The sequence below is a fragment of the Pseudoxanthomonas sp. LjRoot143 genome, from assembly GCF_964252945.1.
GTDB lineage: Bacteria > Pseudomonadota > Gammaproteobacteria > Xanthomonadales > Xanthomonadaceae > Pseudoxanthomonas_A.
The window spans coordinates 1,794,866-1,809,791 of the sequence record NZ_CAXUPM020000001.1 but is presented as its reverse complement, the minus strand read 5'-3'; the positions used below and the strand labels follow the sequence as shown (position 1 = coordinate 1,809,791).

The following is a 14,926-nucleotide window of genomic DNA, read 5'->3' as shown; positions in this document are numbered from 1 at the left end:
CACGCCGACATGAAACTGAACATCGATTACGCGGCCCTGCAGGCCAAGGGCAACGAAGGCGCACAGCGCACCGCGCTGTTCAACAGCCTGAAAGCCGCGCTGCTGTACGCGCCCATCATGCTGGCGTGCATGTCGCCGGCCGAAGTGGCCAAGGCATCGCTGAACCCCATGTCGCGCATCGCGGGCGTGGAAGACGGCAAGGGTCTGGACGACGCCCGCGTCAAGGCGTTCCTGCAGTCGGACCGCGCCACCCCCGTGGTGGGTGCGAAGTGGGCCACGCCGGGCGACAACCCCGTGCTGCAGCAGGTCACCGGCAGCGTGGTGCAGTTCTTCCAGGACAACGTGCGCGATATGGACCTGGGCTATCAGGTGCTGTTCGACGACGTGCCCGGCCTGCTGGGGTCCAACCAGGACCACTTCGAGCTGATGAACGCCAGCATGGGGTTCACCTGGTCCCAGCAGAAGCCCGGCGGCATCATCAAGCCGCGCCGCGAGATCACCGAAGCCAAGGTGTCGGTGCCGTATCTGAGCTACGTGGAGGGCTTCAGCCTGCTGGATGAGTGGCTGCAGTTCAGCAAGTACTACCACGTGGAAGAGGCGGTCAACGAGTTCGTTTCGACGTACTACGACCAGAAGGCCAGCCGCCACTATGGCCTGATCACCGGGCAGGGCGCCGGCATCAACGTGGCGTTCGCCACCGATGCGGCCACCACCTTCAACAAGGCGGTGGCGGGCATCCTGCGCAAGTGCCAGGCCAAGGGTTACGCCCTGGGCAGCAATCCGCAGGTGGACATCCTGGTCAGCCCGGAGAATGTCGGCTACGTGCTGGCGTTCCTCGACGCGACGCGCGGCAGCCCCATGATCGCCTTCGGCACGCAGAAGCAGCCGATCGCGTTCAGCGTCCGCAACGTGATCGTCACCACGAAGGTGCCGGCCAACGACGCCAACTACTACGTGGTGCTGCCGGGCCGCAAGAACAAGCGCGCCGACTGGAAGCCGCTGACCGTGGAAAGCAAGCGCGAGCCCGCGGCGTCGGCCGAAGACTGGTACGGCAAGGGCCAGTACAACGCCATCGTCGGCGACGCCGACCAGATCGCCCGCGTGGCGCTGGCCTGACCGGAGAAGCGATGGCCCGGGGTAGCCCGGGCCATCGGTACGCATGGCGGCCAAGGTCAAGATCCAGGACATCACCGACGCCGGCTTCCGCGCCGAGCAGTTCGGCACGCCTGCGGATTGGGAAGCGGAATCTGCAGGTTACCTGTCCCGCCTGATCGCGCGGGCAGAGCAGTGGGCCATCGGTCGCTTCGGCGCCGGCTATTCGGTGGTGCCGGCCGACAGCGCCACGCACGAACGTCTGCGCGCCGCCGAACTGTGCTGGGTGTCGGGTCACCTGTGGAAGCGCCGCGCCGCCTTCGTCGACAGCAACGCGATGGCGTCGCGCGAGAACCTGGTGCACGCCAACCGCGAAGCGTACGAACGGCAAGCCAATCGCGCCTTCGAATGCGCGGACGACCACATGGCGCTGGCCCTGGGCATCACCGCAGCCGGCACCGGCGCTGCACTGGCGCACGTGGAAACCGGCCCTTACGCGGCGGGGGGCGCCTGATGTTTCGTACCGTCGTCGACGCCAGCGATACGGTCAAGCTGTTGGACGGCACGGCGCGCAACAGCCGCGCGGCCGCGCGTGCGCTGATGCGCAGCCTGGCCATCCAGTTGCAGCGCGCCGCCGTGAAGCGGTCCACCGGGGCGAAGTCGGCAGCGCCCGGCGCGTACCCCATCCCGCGCCGGACCGGCACGCACGCACGCGGCTTCGCCATCGAACTGAGCGACCGGTCGGCCATCGTGTTCAACGCCAACGTATACGCGCGCAGTCTGCACGACGGCTTCAGGCCGTACGGCAACCCGCATGCCAAGGTCATCCCGGCGCGGCCGTATTTCGACGACGCCATGGAAAAGGATCTGGACGTCGACGCCGCGCTGGCCATCGCCGACAAGGTGCTGGGGGATAGCGCATGATCGCCGCCGCCCGCCAGGCGCTGCAGGCCCTTATGTCGGGGGACCCGCAGTTCATCACCGCCATGCAGGCGCTGGGGCTGGCCGCCAACGGCGCCGCCGTAACGCCCAAGTGCCTGAAGGGAAACCGCCGCTTCGACCAGATCGGCGCCGAACACCTGCCGTGCTGGGTGCAGGATGCCGGCGACCAGCAGCCCGTGCCGGCGTCGGCCGATGGCGATGCCATGGGCCTGACCATCAACAGCCACCAGCAGGAGTGGGTAGCCGACCTGCTGCTGACGCTGGTGTGGCACCAGCAGGCGTTCGACACCAGCGTGGACCAGACGGACGCGATCGCGCCGGCGCTGGTGCAGCTGTTGCTGCGCAACCCGTCCCTGGACGACACCTGCGACATGGCCTACGTGGCCGACGTGGTGACCGACCGCAACTACAACCACCCCCTGCATGCCGTCACCCTGGTGGTGCGCGTGCATGGGGTCATCCACCGCGAGTGACCGCCATGAAGAACCGTGCTTCCCGTGAAACATCGCAGGCCGCCGAGTCAGCCACCGCCGTGCGCGTGCGCATCGTGCTGCGCCCCGGTGCCGTGAAGCTGGGCGACTGGAAAGGCGGCGAGATCGTCGACTGCACCCCCGAACAGGCGGACGCCCTGCTGGCCAAAGGCTGCCAGCTGGCCGACGCCGACCAGAACGCTGCCGCCCCCGCCGACGCCGACGCTGCCGCCGCAGCGGCAGGCGAGGGCGGCGGCGCCTCTTCCACGCCTTCCGCGGAGTAAGCCCCCATGCCACAGGCCACCGGTGCACTGACCAAACTGCTGGGCCTTACCCAGTCCGCCTTCAAGGAAGTGCCCGTGTCTCCCGACGCGGAAATCCTGTACGTGCGCACGTACGACTACGCCGCCAACCAGCCGCTGGAAAACGACCCCACGCTGGCCGGCGGCCTGCGCGGCAACCTGCGTGGCGAGCGCGGCCGGGTGGATGGCAGCGGCAGCGCCGTGGTCACGCTGGGCACCAGCATCGGCTTCTGGCTGAAGCACCTGGTGGGCAACCCTACGACGGTGGGTGCAGCTGCGCCGTACACGCACACCTTCCAGGTGGCCGGAGGCGCCAACGCCCTCCCGCCGGCGCTGCTGATCGAGCGCGACTACAGCAGCCGCATCGCCACGCCAGGCCGCTACGAACGCGACATGGACATGCGCATCGAGTCGGCGACGTTCGCGTTCAGCACCGGATCGCCGTTCCAGCAGGCCACGTTCAACCTGCGCGGCGCCAGCCTGTCCACGCAGCCTACCGACCCCATCGATGCGTCGCCGACCGACTACGGCCACGCGGGCTGGGGCGTGTCGGGCGTGACGCTGGAACTGGACGGCGGCGCCACGCAGGTGTGCGTGGAAACGCTCAACGTGACCTGGAACAACGACCTGGACACGGACCTGTACTGCCTCAACGACGGCGGCCAGCGGCACGACCTGCCGGAAGGGAAGGCGCTGGTCAGCGGCGACGGCGTGGCGCAGTTCGACACCCCCGCCCTGCGCACGAAGGCGCTGGCCGGTACCGATCTGGCGCTGAAGGTCACGCTGAAGCGCGGCACCGGCGCCGGCACTGCCGGCAACGAACAGCTGGAACTGACCATCCCGGTGTCGGTGATCGAAGCGCCCGCCGCGCCCATCAGCGGCCCGCGCGGGTTGAAGCAGAACTTCACTTTCCAGGCCTACCGCGAGACCGGCGCGGAACTGGCCGTCACCTGGGTGCTGAAAAGCCCCCGCGCGGTGATCTGACGCAACAACCACAGGAGCGGCGGCGGTGTTTCGACTGGCGGATATCGGAAAAGTGTGGGTGCCGGTGGTGCTTCCCATCGGCGAGGGTAGCGAGGGCACGCAGATCCATCTGCGCATGCGCCTGCTGACGCGCAAGGAACTGCGCGAGCGCGAGCGCAGCGCCATGGTGCGCACGGCCAGCGAGCTGGTGGCCACCGCGGAGAAGATCCGCACGACGGAAGACCTGCAGCGCGTATTCGACGCGGTCACGCAGGTGGAGGCCAGCGACCTGCAGGAACTGGCCGACCGCATCGACGACTGGCGCGACGTGGTCGACGACGCGGGCGAGCCGCAGGCGTTCAGTGCTGAACGCCTGGCGGCCTGCATGGATTACCAGTGGTTCTTCCAGGCGGCGCGCGAAGCGCTGTTCCGCGCCAGCCGTGAAGGGGTGGCAAAAAACTAGAAGCCTGGGCCCGGTGGATTGCCGGCGCGGGTCCAGGCGTGGAAGACCAGCGGCTGTGGGACTTCGAGAGGAAATACGACGAGTGGTTCACATCCAGCTACTGCAAGGATTGCAAGGTGATCTGCGGCGACTGTCCGCAGCCGCGCCTGCTGCCCGATGCAGTGCCGGCGGCGTTGACCTATCTGCGCTGTCGCGGACAGTGGAGCTACGCGCCCAGCGGCCTGCCCACGGGCCTGCGCATGGGCGACTGCCTGACGATCATCCGTGCCTCGCTGCCGCGCATCGGTGTGGCGCGCGCGGACCTGCCGCAGCTGCTGGACGATCTGCTGGTGATCGAACGGGCCTTCGTGGCGGCGCGCGTCGACGTGGCCGAGCGGGAGCGCGCGCAGCGTGAGTCAGCGCACTAGCCGCTTCCAGGTCCAGTTCGATGTCGGCGGCGACGGCGAGGTGCGCGCCTCGCTGAAGAGCCTGCGCGAAGAGGTCAAGGCGACCACGGTCGCCGTGGAAGACTCCGGCGAAGAGTGGGAAGAGTTCGGCGCAAAGATCGGCACCGCCATCAAGTATGCCGGCGCCACCGCTGTCGCTGGCATCGGCCTGATCATTCGCAACACCGTCGCCGCTGAACAGGAAATGGCGCAACTGGAAGCGGTGCTGCGATCGACGGGGCAGGGCGCCACGTACACGCGCGACCAGCTGGTCGACATGTCGGAGGCCATCGCCGCCGCGTCGACGTTCAGTGCCGGCGAGATCGTCAAGGCCGAAACCCGCTTGCTGTCCTACAGCGGCATTGCCAGCAAGAACTTCCCCGAGGCGCTGCAGGTTGCCATCGACCAGGCGGCTCGCCTGGGGATGGGTGTGGAGCAGTCCGCCGAGACCATCGGTCGGGCGCTTGAATCGCCGCAGAAGGCGGCTGCGGCGCTGGCGCAGCAGGGCTTCGGTGCCGCGTTTACCGACAGCGTGCGCAAGGCCATCAAGGAACTGGACGAGGCCGGCAGGACCGCCGAGGCCCAGCAGATCATCCTGGACATCCTGACCGACAGCTATGGCGGGGCTGCGCAAGCGGCCCGCGATACCTTCGGCGGCTCGATGATTGCGCTGAAGAACACGCTGGCGGATCTGCTGACAGGCGATACGGGCGGGGAAGGATTGGAGGGCGTGCGGTCCAGCGTCGAGGGACTGATCACCACCTTGAATTCGGGCGACGTGCGCTCCGGCTTCGCCAACATGACCGAAGGTGCGCTGGGGCTGGTTGCTGGCCTGGCGTCGCTGGTGGGCTGGTTGGACAATGCATTCGGCGCGGCCCAGCGCCTGCTGACCATTCAGGGCGGCGGCTTCAGCAAGTTGATGGGTGGCGAGAACCTGGGCAACCAGCGTGCCGAATTGGCCATGGTAGAGCGCGAGCTTGCCCGTCGACAGTCCGCCGACGCCGCCATGAAGGAAGGCCGTCTGACGGGCGACTGGCTGACGCAGCGCGCCAGCATCGTGACCCGTTTGCCGGCGCGCCTGGTGGGGTTCGAGGGTATCGGCGGCGGTACCGACAAGGAACTGCGCAACAGGCAGGCCGCGCTGCAGGCCCAGATCGAGTTCAACGAACGGATCTTCGGCGACCCGTCGCGGACCCGTGTGAACTTTTCCGACCAGGGGGATATTCCTGCGTCGATGCTTCGGCCATCGGATGGCGGTGGTGGACGGGCACCAACCGGCGGCGGCGACGGAAAGAAACCCCGCGCCGCACAGTTGACCGAAGCGGAGAAAGCCACAAAGCAACTGAATGCGGAATACGACCGCATGCTGGAACGCCTGCAGCAGGAAATCGCGCTGAACGGCCAGACCAGCGAGTTGGCCCGGGTCAACTATCAGATCAAACAGGATGGCCTGGACGCGCTGAACCCGCAGCTGGCCGAACAGTTGCGCCTGGCCGCCGAACAGATCGACGCGCAGGAGCGCGCCAACGAACTGGCCGACGAAGGCAAGCGCCTGACCGAAGAGATGCGCACCCCGCAGGAAGTGCTGAACGCGCAACTGGCGCGCTATCGCGAACTGCTGGACGCCGGCACCATCGACCAGACCGTCTACGACCGCGCCGCCGCCGACGCCACCGCCGCGCGCGACGCGGCAGAAGACGCCGCCAAGCGCGCCGCGCAGACCTTCCGCACCACCGACGATGTCTTGTCCGACTTCAGCAGCCGCACGCAGGACGTGCTGGGCAACGACCTGTACGACGCCTTCAGCGGCAATGCCGATCGCATCCAGGAGCGCTGGAAGCAGATGCTGCTGGCGCTGGCGGCGGAGCTGATCGCCAGCAAGGTGATGGAGTATTTCCAGAGCAGCGGCCAGGGTGGCGGAACTGCGAGTGGTGAAGGCGCCGGTTTCTGGGGCACGGTGGCGTCATTCTTCGGATCGTTCTTCGGTGGCGGCATGGCCACTGGCGGCAAGATGCAACGCGGCAAGCTGTACGAAATCGCCGAACACGGCAAGCCGGAACTGGTTGAGCAGAACGGCCGCCGTTTCCTGGTGGCGGGCGCAGGCGGCGACGTCATCCCTGCGCAATACGCTGCAGCCGGTGGTGCGGGCGGCGCCAGCATGCCTTCCATCCAGTTCAACGTGACCAACAACCATGCCGGCGCGGAAGTCAGCGAGCCAGCCTTCACCTGGAAGGAAGGCAAGCTGCTGGTGGACATGGCGGTCAACAAGGTCAATCAGGGCTTGGCACAGAAGGGAAGCCCCACGCACAAATCCATGATGTCGGGCCTGTCGCAGGGAACGCGCTATGGATAACTGGCCGTCATCGCTGCCGCGGCCGCAGGTCGATGGCTGCACCTACACGCCGCAGGACAACCAGATCCGCACCGAGATGCGCGCGGGCGTGCCCAAGGTGCGCCGCGCCACCACCGCGCGGCCGGTGGACGTGACGTTCCAGCTGGTGCTGACGCAGGCGCAGGTGCAGACGCTGGACGACTTCGTGGCCATCACGCTGTCGGACGTGCTGCCGTTCCAGTGGATGGATTTCAGGCGGCCCGATGGCGAAGAGAACGTGGCCGTCTACCGATTCACCCGTCGCCCGCGTTACGCGCCGCGCCGAAGTGGAATGTACTGGACGGCCACCATCGACCTGGAACTGATGACCACCCTGCAGGGCACGTACCTGCTGGACATTGAAGGACTGAGTACGTGAGCGATCCGAATATCATCCCCGTCGCCGATGTGCCGATCACCACGCCGGGTTCAGGCGATCACGTGGTTGGCGCGCAACTGGGCGCCACGCGCGGCTTCCGCGTCGGCGGGCCGCATGGCATCGCCACCCTGGACGAATCGGGCAACCCGCGGGCGCCTACGGCGCTGGTCGAGCGGATCAGTACGCTTGAATTGGGTCAGTCGGCCGGCATGCTCGGCTTTGAGACAAGGGCCCTCATGAATGCCGATCTGGCGCATGTGGCCGGCACGCTGGCGTTGGTGACCAATGACGCGACGGCCGCGAACAACGGCACGTACCGCAAGACGGGCGCCAGCGGAAGCGGAAGCTGGGAGCTCTCGGCGGACCGGGTGTCGCTGGTGTCCCAGGAGTTGAACCAGCGCATCAGGGATAGTGCCGCAGTGATATTCGCGGTCGCCGACGACGACGGTTATGCGGGCTTCAAAGTCACGGCCAAAAGCATCAGCAATGAATCCGTGGAGCTGTCAGATGCTGGCGTGCAGTTCGGCAATGAATTCATCGGTGTGACCGAGGACTTCGCCCTGGCGGTCGCGGACAAATCCGGCTTCATCGGCTTCGCGATCACCAAGACGGGCGAAGCATTGCTGCCTTCCGTGGGCACCACGCCAGGCGCCGGCGAGTTCTCGCAGGCGGAGATCAACGCGCTGAACGCGGTAGCACATTCGTCGGTGCGCAATGCCCTGGCCGAGTTCAACACCGAGGTGGCGCGGCCAGTGTGGGACTACAACCACTTCATCATGTACGGCCAAAGCCTCAGCACGGGCCAGGAAGGCTGGCCGGCGCTCAGCAAGGTGGGTCGTCACGGCAATCTGATGCTGGGCAACTGCAGCCGGCCGCTGTCTGGGAGCAGCGCGGGGTGGACGTCCGTCGGTGGGGTCGATGTGCTGCAGCCGCTGGTGGCCGCGGTGCAGGACGGCGCGGGTGCCGTCATGTCGGATGCGGCCGTGGCGGCGTTGGCGCCTGGCGCGCAGAACCTGGGCGAAGATCCGCTGGTTGAGATGGTCAATTTCGCCAAGCACCAGCACAACCTACGGCTGATGGTGGTAAACGACACCGCTCACACCTTCGTCGGAACGTCGTGCGGTGTATCGGGCAAGACCATCGAGCAGCTCGGGAAAGGTGCCGCGCCCGAGCTATATCTGCGCATGACCGAAGCGTCCAGCAAGGTGAGCCTGTTGGCATCTGGCCAGGGCAAGTCCTATGGGGTGGTCGGCGTTGCCTTCCTGCAGGGCGAATACAACTACGTGACCGACTTTGGTGGCGCGACCAGTAAGGCGGCCTACAAAGCAAACCTGAGCGACCTGTACGACGACATCGAGGCCGACGTGGTCAATGCCATCGCCGGCCAGTCCGCGCCACCGCTTTTCGTCACCTATCAAACGGGCGCGGCGTACACGCGCGACGCCGATGGGCTGAGCATTGGCATGGCACAGTGGGAGCTGTCGCAGGAGCGACGTAACTGGGTGCTGGCGTGCCCGGTGTACCCCTATACCGACAAGGGCGGCCATATGGACGCCAATGGCTATCGCTGGATCGGTGCGCAGTTCGGCAAGGTGTGGCATCGCGTCGTGGCGCTGGGTCAGGACTGGAAGCCGCTGTCGCCGATCTCGGCGATCAAGCGCAGCCGCGAGATCCTGATCAGCTTCCATGTCCCCGTAGCCCCGTTGACGTTTGATCTTCCCTACGTGCAAACCACAGCCACGGATTTTCCGTTCAAGGGCTTCGAGGTCCTCGACGTCAACGGTAATGTGACCATCTCGTCCATCGCCATCATCGCCGACAGCGTGGTGAAGATCGCCCTGGCGGAAGACACGGACGGCACGGTGCAGGTCCGTTACGCAGGTAAGGATGCCAACAACGGTCACGGCTGCCTGCGCGACAGCGATCCCACCGTCGCTGACGCCAGCTACGTCTACGAGGAGGGCACCGGACAGTACCCGGCGGCGAACATTCCGGCCCTGGTCGGTAAACCCTATCCCCTGCACAACTGGTGCGTGGCGTTTCAGATTCCGGTCTTGGCCGGTTAAGGAGAGAACATGGGCGTCATCCTTCGCGCCAACGGCGTCAGCTTCGAAGCCAATCCGGTTGGCTTTGTTCCACCGGTTCCTGACGGTCTTGAGTATTGGAACTATCTCGGGGTGGATGCTACGACGTCGGCAAGGAATCTCGCACCCGGCAAAGCTCCGGGCGCCGTCGTCGGCGATCCTGTGTTTGCTGGTGGCTACGCAACACTCAACCCGCTTGGCTTCATTCAGACGCAGGCACTTCAGAGCGCCGATCTGACACTGGTCGCAGCTTTCCGGCTCACCGCTGAAGTCAGTGCCCAGGTGATGTCGAACAACTCGTCGGCGCGTAAGGCGCCGCTGACCGGCAGCACGTTTGGAGCGTCGTTGTGGACGCAGGCCGGCACCTTGGGCGACAACAACGTAGGGATCAGCTTCAATCAGAATCAGTTCGACGGCACAAGCGCCCACAATGGCCAGACCACCCTTATTGCTTCGTTGAGTAACCAGGCTATCAATACGTGGCGATGCGTCGCGGGGATACACACGGACAGCACCAATCAGTCCGTGGTACGAAACCTCTCCAACGGAACTTCGGCTACGGTCACCGCGTCAGCGCCGAACACTATTCCCGACATTGGTGCTGGACCGTTCAGGATCGGCTATGGCAACAACAGTGGCCTCGGTACCGGCGCCTCCGACATTGCATTTGCGGCAGTCTACAGCCGTGCATTGGCGCTGGCAGAGTTGCAGGCAGTCTATGACCACGCGAAGGCTTACTTGGCCAAGCGCGGCATCTCCATCTAACACACGCTATCGAACCGGGAGAAATCCATGCACCGCATCGATGGCGAAGGCGCCACCAGCGACAACAAGTTCACCGAGGGCAATCCAACGACCGGCACCCCCGCTCCGCCCCGTGCGGCTGCTGTCGGCATCTCGATATGACCACAGGCCTGACCACCAGCGGCGACAGCAGCCTGTACAAGGGCGTCGTAATGGGCCTCATGCAGGCCATTCGCAGTAATGCAGTGAAGGTGGAATGATATGCCCCGCACCCTATCAACCGCCGCCGTCCGTGCCGCGCTTGCTCGGGAAACCGGGGAGGTATTCGTGGCGCTGGCCATCCTGGACCACGAATCGCTGGAGGCACCCATCCGCATCTGCACCGACAGTGCGCCGGTTGTACGCAGTGACGGCACGTACCTGCCTTACCCGTTCGAATTCGTGCTGCCGGAAGACACCGATGGCCAGATGCCTCGCGCCGCCGTACGCGTGGACAACGTGGATCGCGAAGTGCTGAAGCGCATATCGGCCATCACCGGGCGGCCGCGCGTGACCTTCATGCTGGTGCTGGCTTCGCAGCCGGAGGTGGTGGAATACGGCCCGGTGGAATTCCAGATGGGCGAGGCGTCCTGGGACCAGATGGTCCTGAATGGCGCGCTGGCCTATCAGGAAGACATCTGGATGCAGGCGGTCCCTGGCCAGCAGTACACGCCCAGTAATTCGCCGGGGCTGTTCCGGTGACCATCAATCCGGCCCCTTACCTCGGCTTGCCCTTCGCCGACCACGGCCGCGGTCCGGCATTCGACTGCTGGGGATTGGTGCGCCATGTACTGCAGGCGGAACGTGGCATCACGCTGCCGGACTACGGGGGCGACTACCCCAGCCACCGCGATCACGCGGGCGTGACGGCGGCCATACGCCAAGGCGCCATGACCGGATGGGTGCGCCGCGACACGCCAACCGTGGGGGATGTGGTGGTGTTCAACATCGTAGGCCGCCCCTGGCATGTCGGCCTGGTGGTGGCGCCGGACCGGTTTCTGCACGCGCCAGAGGGGGAAACGTCGTGCGTTGAACGTCTGTCGTCGCCCATGTGGGCACGCCGTATCGAGGGGTTCTATTCCCGTGAGTAACGCCGCCACCCTGATCGCCCGTCCGCATCCGTTCTGCCAGCGCCCCGCGATCGCACAGGTCAGGGCGGGCCGCACGCTACGCCAGATCCTGGACGAAGCCATGGACGGCGCGCCGCTGCCCGCCACGCTGCGGGTCGATGTCAATGGCATTGAAGTACCGCGCGCCTGGTGGGGGCGGCTGAAGCCCAAGCCCGGCACGCAGATCCATTGCACCGTCATGCCGGCGGGCGGCGGCGGCAACAAGATCCTGCGCGCCGTGCTGATGGTGGTGATCATCGTGGTGGCGTGGTACGTGGCGCCGCTTATCCTTGCGGCGATGCCGGGGCTGGCCGCCGCAGGCGTCACGTCGGCCATGATCGCATCGGGTCTGACCATGCTGGGCACCATGGCGTTGAATGCGCTGGTGCCGCCCCCCAAGCCGAAGATGGAGTCGTCGCAGGGCGCGCCGGAACGCCAGTTCGCCCTGACGGGCACGCAGAACAACGCCAACCCCTACGGCGTGGTGCCACTGGTGATCGGCGAAATGCGATTCTTCCCCACGCATGCCGCATTCCCGTATACGGAAGAGGCGGGCGCCGATAAGTACCTGCGCATGATGCTGGACCTGGGGCATGGGGATATCGATGTCAGCGACATCCGCATTGGCGAGACGCCCATCGACAGTTACGAGGGCGTGGAGTACGAGGTCACCCGCACGCCCACCCTGTACACCGACGACATCTACGAAGACCCGGTGGGCGCCACCCTCAACGACGGCGACGTGATCACCCGCACCACGCAGCCGCAGGCTGACGAAATCGGCGTGGTGATCGACTTCCAGGGGCTCTACGGGGCCGACAAGAAGGGCAAGATCAAACAGGCCACCGCGCCCATCACGTTCGAATACCGTGCGATGGGCAGCGGCACGTGGCTGACGTCTCCCATCACCGCAGGCCGCCGGCAGAACTGGAACGCAGGCAACGTCAAGACCAGCAACCGCAACCCCTTCACTGTGGCGGTGTGGTGGCCGGTGCCGAAGGGCCAGTACGAAGTCCGCATCAGCCGCGGCACCACCCTGTGGGATGGCGCGCTGGAAGGCCAGCGCACCGGCGATGCCACCGTGGGCGCACTGCGCACGCTGAAGAAGACCAACCCCAGCACCACCGGAACCACCAAACTGGCGCTGCGCATCAAGGCCACCGACCAGTTGAACGGCACGGTGCAGACGCTCAATTGCGTGGTGCGGCAGCGCATCCCGGTGTGGAACGGCACCGCGTGGGTGGAGGAATACAGCCGCAACCCCGCATGGGTCATGCATTGGCTGGTGCGCCACTGCCCTGCGGTGGCCATCCGCGCCAGCGCGGACATGGTGGACCTGCCCGCCATCATCGCATTCGCGGATTACTGCGAAGCACGCGAACTGGAATGCAGCAGCGTGGTGGATGCCTCCGCCACGCTGCTGGACCTGGTGGGCGACGTGCTGGCCGCTGGCATGGGCGCACGGGCGTTCCGCGATGGCAAGATCAGCGTGGTGTTCGACGATCCTGATGCCATCCCGGTGGGGATGTTCACGCCTGCCAATTACGTTAAGTTCAGCGGCCAGCGCACGTTCTTCGAGATGGCCCACGGCCTGCGGGTTAAGTTCGTCAATCCCGATGCGGGCTACATCACCGACGAGATCATTGTCTTGGACGATGGCTACAGCTATCGCGGACTCGACGCGCGCGGCAACCCGTCCGCGCTGCCCGAGGCCACGCGCTTCGAACAGCTCGACCTGAAGGCGGCGCGTGGCGCGCAGGCCGCGTGGCGCGCAGGCAGACAGCAGCTGGGGCAGGCGCGTTATCGGCCCGCGATCTACCAGATGGAAACCGACATCGAAATGATCCGGCACACCCGCGGCGACCTGGTCACCGTGATGGATGACGTGGTGGAGTGGGGCGAGGGTTGGGGCCGCATCGTCGCGATCGATGCCGCGGAAAACCGGGTGAGGCTGGACGAAACCAGCAAGGAACTGCCCGCCGGCAGCTACTACCTGCAGTTCCGCACGTCGGATGGCGCGATGCATTCACGCGCCTGCGTGCCGCATGCGCCGGTCACCGATACGTTCGTGTGTCCGGACGGCCTACCGGCAGGCCTGGCGTATGGCGATGTTGCCATCGTGGGGTCTGCCACGCGGCAGGCGCGTGATCTGCTGGTCACCGGCATCACGCCGGGCGACAGCCTGTCCGCTGTGATCCGCCTTGTGGATCACGCGCCGGCGCTGTACGACTACGTGGACAATCCGCCCGAAGCGATCCTGAGTGAGGCCACCGGCCTGAGTTATCGCGAGCCCCCGGCACCCCCGCGCATCACCGTGGTCATCACGAACGGACTGGTGTCGGACCCGGGCGACGCCGGGACCACGTCGCCCGAAGGCGTGGTCGGCATCCGAGGTGGCAGCGGTTATTCGCGCCTGCCGCCATGGCGGCAGGCCTTCGAGGCGGTGAGGGCAAGCGCTTGAGCACGCCCGCCGCCTTCTACGAACTCCGCTGGCGTCCCGCGGGCAGTGACGGCGCTTGGTCGACCCGCCGCGTTGATGCGGCGAGTGAGCATGTGCGCCTCGCCGGATTGACGCGTGGCGTCAGCTATGAGGGGTTCGCCCGCGCTATCAGCGCCTACGGCATGGCGTCGGAATGGGCGCCCATGGACTTCGTGGTGGAGGGCATCACCAACGAAGGGCCGTTGAACTTCCCGCCGGTCACCGTGGGCAACGTGTCGTCGCGATGGGTGGAGGGAACGGAAGTGACCTTCACGGCCACCGAAACCGAAGCCACCATCAATGTCACCGCCGGCGTTCTGCAGGTGGGCGACCAACAGGTCAACTACGGTGCTAGCAGCGCCACGGTCATGGGTGCCGCCGGTTCGTCGCGCGTGGTGTATCTCTACTACGACGACCCTCGCTTCCAGGGCGGAACGCGGACGCTGGGCACCACCGACAGCAGCGTCGATTCCATGGCTGACTACGGCCGTATCTTCATCACCGGGATTCGCGTGACCTTCGACACGGTGGGTGGCGGAGGCGTGGGCGGCGGTGGCGGCATTGGCGGCGGCGGTGGCGGCACAGGCACTTCCCCCTTCGAGACTCTCGAACCATGACGTACATCAAACGCGGCGATATCACCCTGTCCACCGACGAAACCGTGGTGCAACTGGCAAGCCAGCAACTGGTCGCTGTGCGCTGCGAGCGCAAGCGCGTGGCTTCCGGCGTGGCCTACCATGCGCAGGCGCGAGCCATCGATTCGGCGGGAAATACCCTCAGTGATGCGCGCGGCCGGCCGATCGCCACCGAACTGAAGCACTCGGCGCCTATGGACGTCGTAGATCGCCTGGGTGATGGCGTGATAGTCCGTGAATGCCTGCTGGCGGTGATGGGCGAACCGTTGACGCCACGTGCGGAAGGCGAGGAGCTTCCGCTTATTGCATGGTCCGCGTCGCTGTTGGCCAGCGTCAGCATTGCTGTGAGCTTGTCGGCGGCTGTGGTCTCTGGCACCGCGGATGCGGGAAGCCTGTTGTAGAAAGAAGCGTTAACCCGCGCGGTAGACC

The 14,926-nt window shown here is 66.1% G+C and carries 17 protein-coding genes; all 17 read left to right on the top strand.

All coding sequences use genetic code 11. The features are described from left to right. The first annotated feature begins 9 nt into the window (after positions 1 to 9). The 17 genes from ACSQ1W_RS08485 (at position 10) to ACSQ1W_RS08405 (ending at position 14,898) form a co-directional block, all read left to right on the top strand. Positions 10 to 1,116 (top strand): hypothetical protein, encoded by a 1,107-nt coding sequence (locus ACSQ1W_RS08485; RefSeq protein WP_436042862.1) that lies wholly within the window; start codon positions 10 to 12, stop codon positions 1,114 to 1,116. Positions 1,117 to 1,159: 43 nt separating this feature from the next. Continuing rightward, complete coding sequence (locus tag ACSQ1W_RS08480) at positions 1,160 to 1,606, top strand: hypothetical protein (protein ID WP_436042860.1); 447 nt, start codon at positions 1,160 to 1,162, stop codon at positions 1,604 to 1,606. Further along, positions 1,606 to 2,016: a hypothetical protein gene (locus tag ACSQ1W_RS08475; RefSeq protein ID WP_436042858.1), complete on the top strand. Its 411-nt coding sequence runs from the start codon at positions 1,606 to 1,608 to the stop codon at positions 2,014 to 2,016. Before ACSQ1W_RS08480 ends, ACSQ1W_RS08475 begins: the two co-directional genes overlap by 1 nt. Beyond that, a complete protein-coding gene (locus ACSQ1W_RS08470; RefSeq protein WP_436042856.1) occupies positions 2,013 to 2,507 on the top strand; it encodes a hypothetical protein in 495 nt (164 codons plus the stop codon). Before ACSQ1W_RS08475 ends, ACSQ1W_RS08470 begins: the two co-directional genes overlap by 4 nt. Before the next feature lie 5 nt (positions 2,508 to 2,512). Next, entirely contained in the window at positions 2,513 to 2,788 is a 276-nt protein-coding gene (locus ACSQ1W_RS08465; RefSeq protein WP_436042854.1) for a hypothetical protein, read from the top strand. A 6-nt stretch (positions 2,789 to 2,794) separates the two neighbouring features. After that, the gene (locus ACSQ1W_RS08460) at positions 2,795 to 3,790 is read left to right on the top strand and encodes a phage tail tube protein (protein ID WP_436042852.1); all 996 of its coding nucleotides are present in this window, start codon (positions 2,795 to 2,797) and stop codon (positions 3,788 to 3,790) included. A gap of 25 nt (positions 3,791 to 3,815) precedes the next feature. After that, positions 3,816 to 4,232, top strand: coding sequence for a hypothetical protein (locus ACSQ1W_RS08455; RefSeq protein WP_436042851.1), 417 nt, complete (start codon positions 3,816 to 3,818; stop codon positions 4,230 to 4,232). 38 nt (positions 4,233 to 4,270) lie between these two features. Next, positions 4,271 to 4,639: a hypothetical protein gene (locus ACSQ1W_RS08450; protein ID WP_436042849.1), complete on the top strand. Its 369-nt coding sequence runs from the start codon at positions 4,271 to 4,273 to the stop codon at positions 4,637 to 4,639. Next, complete coding sequence (locus ACSQ1W_RS08445) at positions 4,623 to 7,010, top strand: phage tail length tape measure family protein (protein ID WP_436042848.1); 2,388 nt, start codon at positions 4,623 to 4,625, stop codon at positions 7,008 to 7,010. Before ACSQ1W_RS08450 ends, ACSQ1W_RS08445 begins: the two co-directional genes overlap by 17 nt. After that, positions 7,003 to 7,407, top strand: coding sequence for a hypothetical protein (locus ACSQ1W_RS08440; RefSeq protein WP_436042846.1), 405 nt, complete (start codon positions 7,003 to 7,005; stop codon positions 7,405 to 7,407). Before ACSQ1W_RS08445 ends, ACSQ1W_RS08440 begins: the two co-directional genes overlap by 8 nt. After that, positions 7,404 to 9,473, top strand: a complete 2,070-nt coding sequence (locus tag ACSQ1W_RS08435; RefSeq protein WP_436042844.1) for a hypothetical protein — start codon at positions 7,404 to 7,406, stop codon at positions 9,471 to 9,473. Before ACSQ1W_RS08440 ends, ACSQ1W_RS08435 begins: the two co-directional genes overlap by 4 nt. A 9-nt stretch (positions 9,474 to 9,482) precedes the next feature. After that, entirely contained in the window at positions 9,483 to 10,256 is a 774-nt protein-coding gene (locus ACSQ1W_RS08430) for a hypothetical protein (RefSeq protein ID WP_436042842.1), read from the top strand. Positions 10,257 to 10,496: 240 nt separating this feature from the next. Then, entirely contained in the window at positions 10,497 to 10,976 is a 480-nt protein-coding gene (locus tag ACSQ1W_RS08425; RefSeq protein ID WP_436042841.1) for a DUF1833 family protein, read from the top strand. Next, positions 10,973 to 11,365 (top strand): C40 family peptidase, encoded by a 393-nt coding sequence (locus tag ACSQ1W_RS08420; RefSeq protein WP_436042839.1) that lies wholly within the window; start codon positions 10,973 to 10,975, stop codon positions 11,363 to 11,365. Before ACSQ1W_RS08425 ends, ACSQ1W_RS08420 begins: the two co-directional genes overlap by 4 nt. Continuing rightward, complete coding sequence (locus ACSQ1W_RS08415; RefSeq protein ID WP_436042837.1) at positions 11,358 to 13,844, top strand: host specificity factor TipJ family phage tail protein; 2,487 nt, start codon at positions 11,358 to 11,360, stop codon at positions 13,842 to 13,844. Before ACSQ1W_RS08420 ends, ACSQ1W_RS08415 begins: the two co-directional genes overlap by 8 nt. Then, a complete protein-coding gene (locus ACSQ1W_RS08410; protein ID WP_436042835.1) occupies positions 13,841 to 14,479 on the top strand; it encodes a hypothetical protein in 639 nt (212 codons plus the stop codon). Before ACSQ1W_RS08415 ends, ACSQ1W_RS08410 begins: the two co-directional genes overlap by 4 nt. Then, positions 14,476 to 14,898: a hypothetical protein gene (locus ACSQ1W_RS08405; RefSeq protein WP_436042833.1), complete on the top strand. Its 423-nt coding sequence runs from the start codon at positions 14,476 to 14,478 to the stop codon at positions 14,896 to 14,898. The genes ACSQ1W_RS08410 and ACSQ1W_RS08405 overlap by 4 nt, the downstream gene beginning before the upstream one ends. Positions 14,899 to 14,926: the final 28 nt, after the last annotated feature.

Bases quoted from the DNA above. Each gene is read 5' to 3' on its own strand.
- ACSQ1W_RS08430 (WP_436042842.1), top strand. From the start codon at position 9,483: ATGGGCGTCATCCTTCGCGCCAACGGCGTCAGCTTCGAAGCCAATCCG.
- ACSQ1W_RS08475 (WP_436042858.1), top strand. From the start codon at position 1,606: ATGTTTCGTACCGTCGTCGACGCCAGCGATACGGTCAAGCTGTTGGAC.
- ACSQ1W_RS08460 (WP_436042852.1), top strand. From the start codon at position 2,795: ATGCCACAGGCCACCGGTGCACTGACCAAACTGCTGGGCCTTACCCAG.
- ACSQ1W_RS08465 (WP_436042854.1), top strand. From the start codon at position 2,513: ATGAAGAACCGTGCTTCCCGTGAAACATCGCAGGCCGCCGAGTCAGCC.
- ACSQ1W_RS08440 (WP_436042846.1), top strand. From the start codon at position 7,003: ATGGATAACTGGCCGTCATCGCTGCCGCGGCCGCAGGTCGATGGCTGC.
- ACSQ1W_RS08470 (WP_436042856.1), top strand. From the start codon at position 2,013: ATGATCGCCGCCGCCCGCCAGGCGCTGCAGGCCCTTATGTCGGGGGAC.
- ACSQ1W_RS08485 (WP_436042862.1), top strand. From the start codon at position 10: ATGAAACTGAACATCGATTACGCGGCCCTGCAGGCCAAGGGCAACGAA.
- ACSQ1W_RS08425 (WP_436042841.1), top strand. From the start codon at position 10,497: ATGCCCCGCACCCTATCAACCGCCGCCGTCCGTGCCGCGCTTGCTCGG.
- ACSQ1W_RS08480 (WP_436042860.1), top strand. From the start codon at position 1,160: ATGGCGGCCAAGGTCAAGATCCAGGACATCACCGACGCCGGCTTCCGC.
- ACSQ1W_RS08405 (WP_436042833.1), top strand. From the start codon at position 14,476: ATGACGTACATCAAACGCGGCGATATCACCCTGTCCACCGACGAAACC.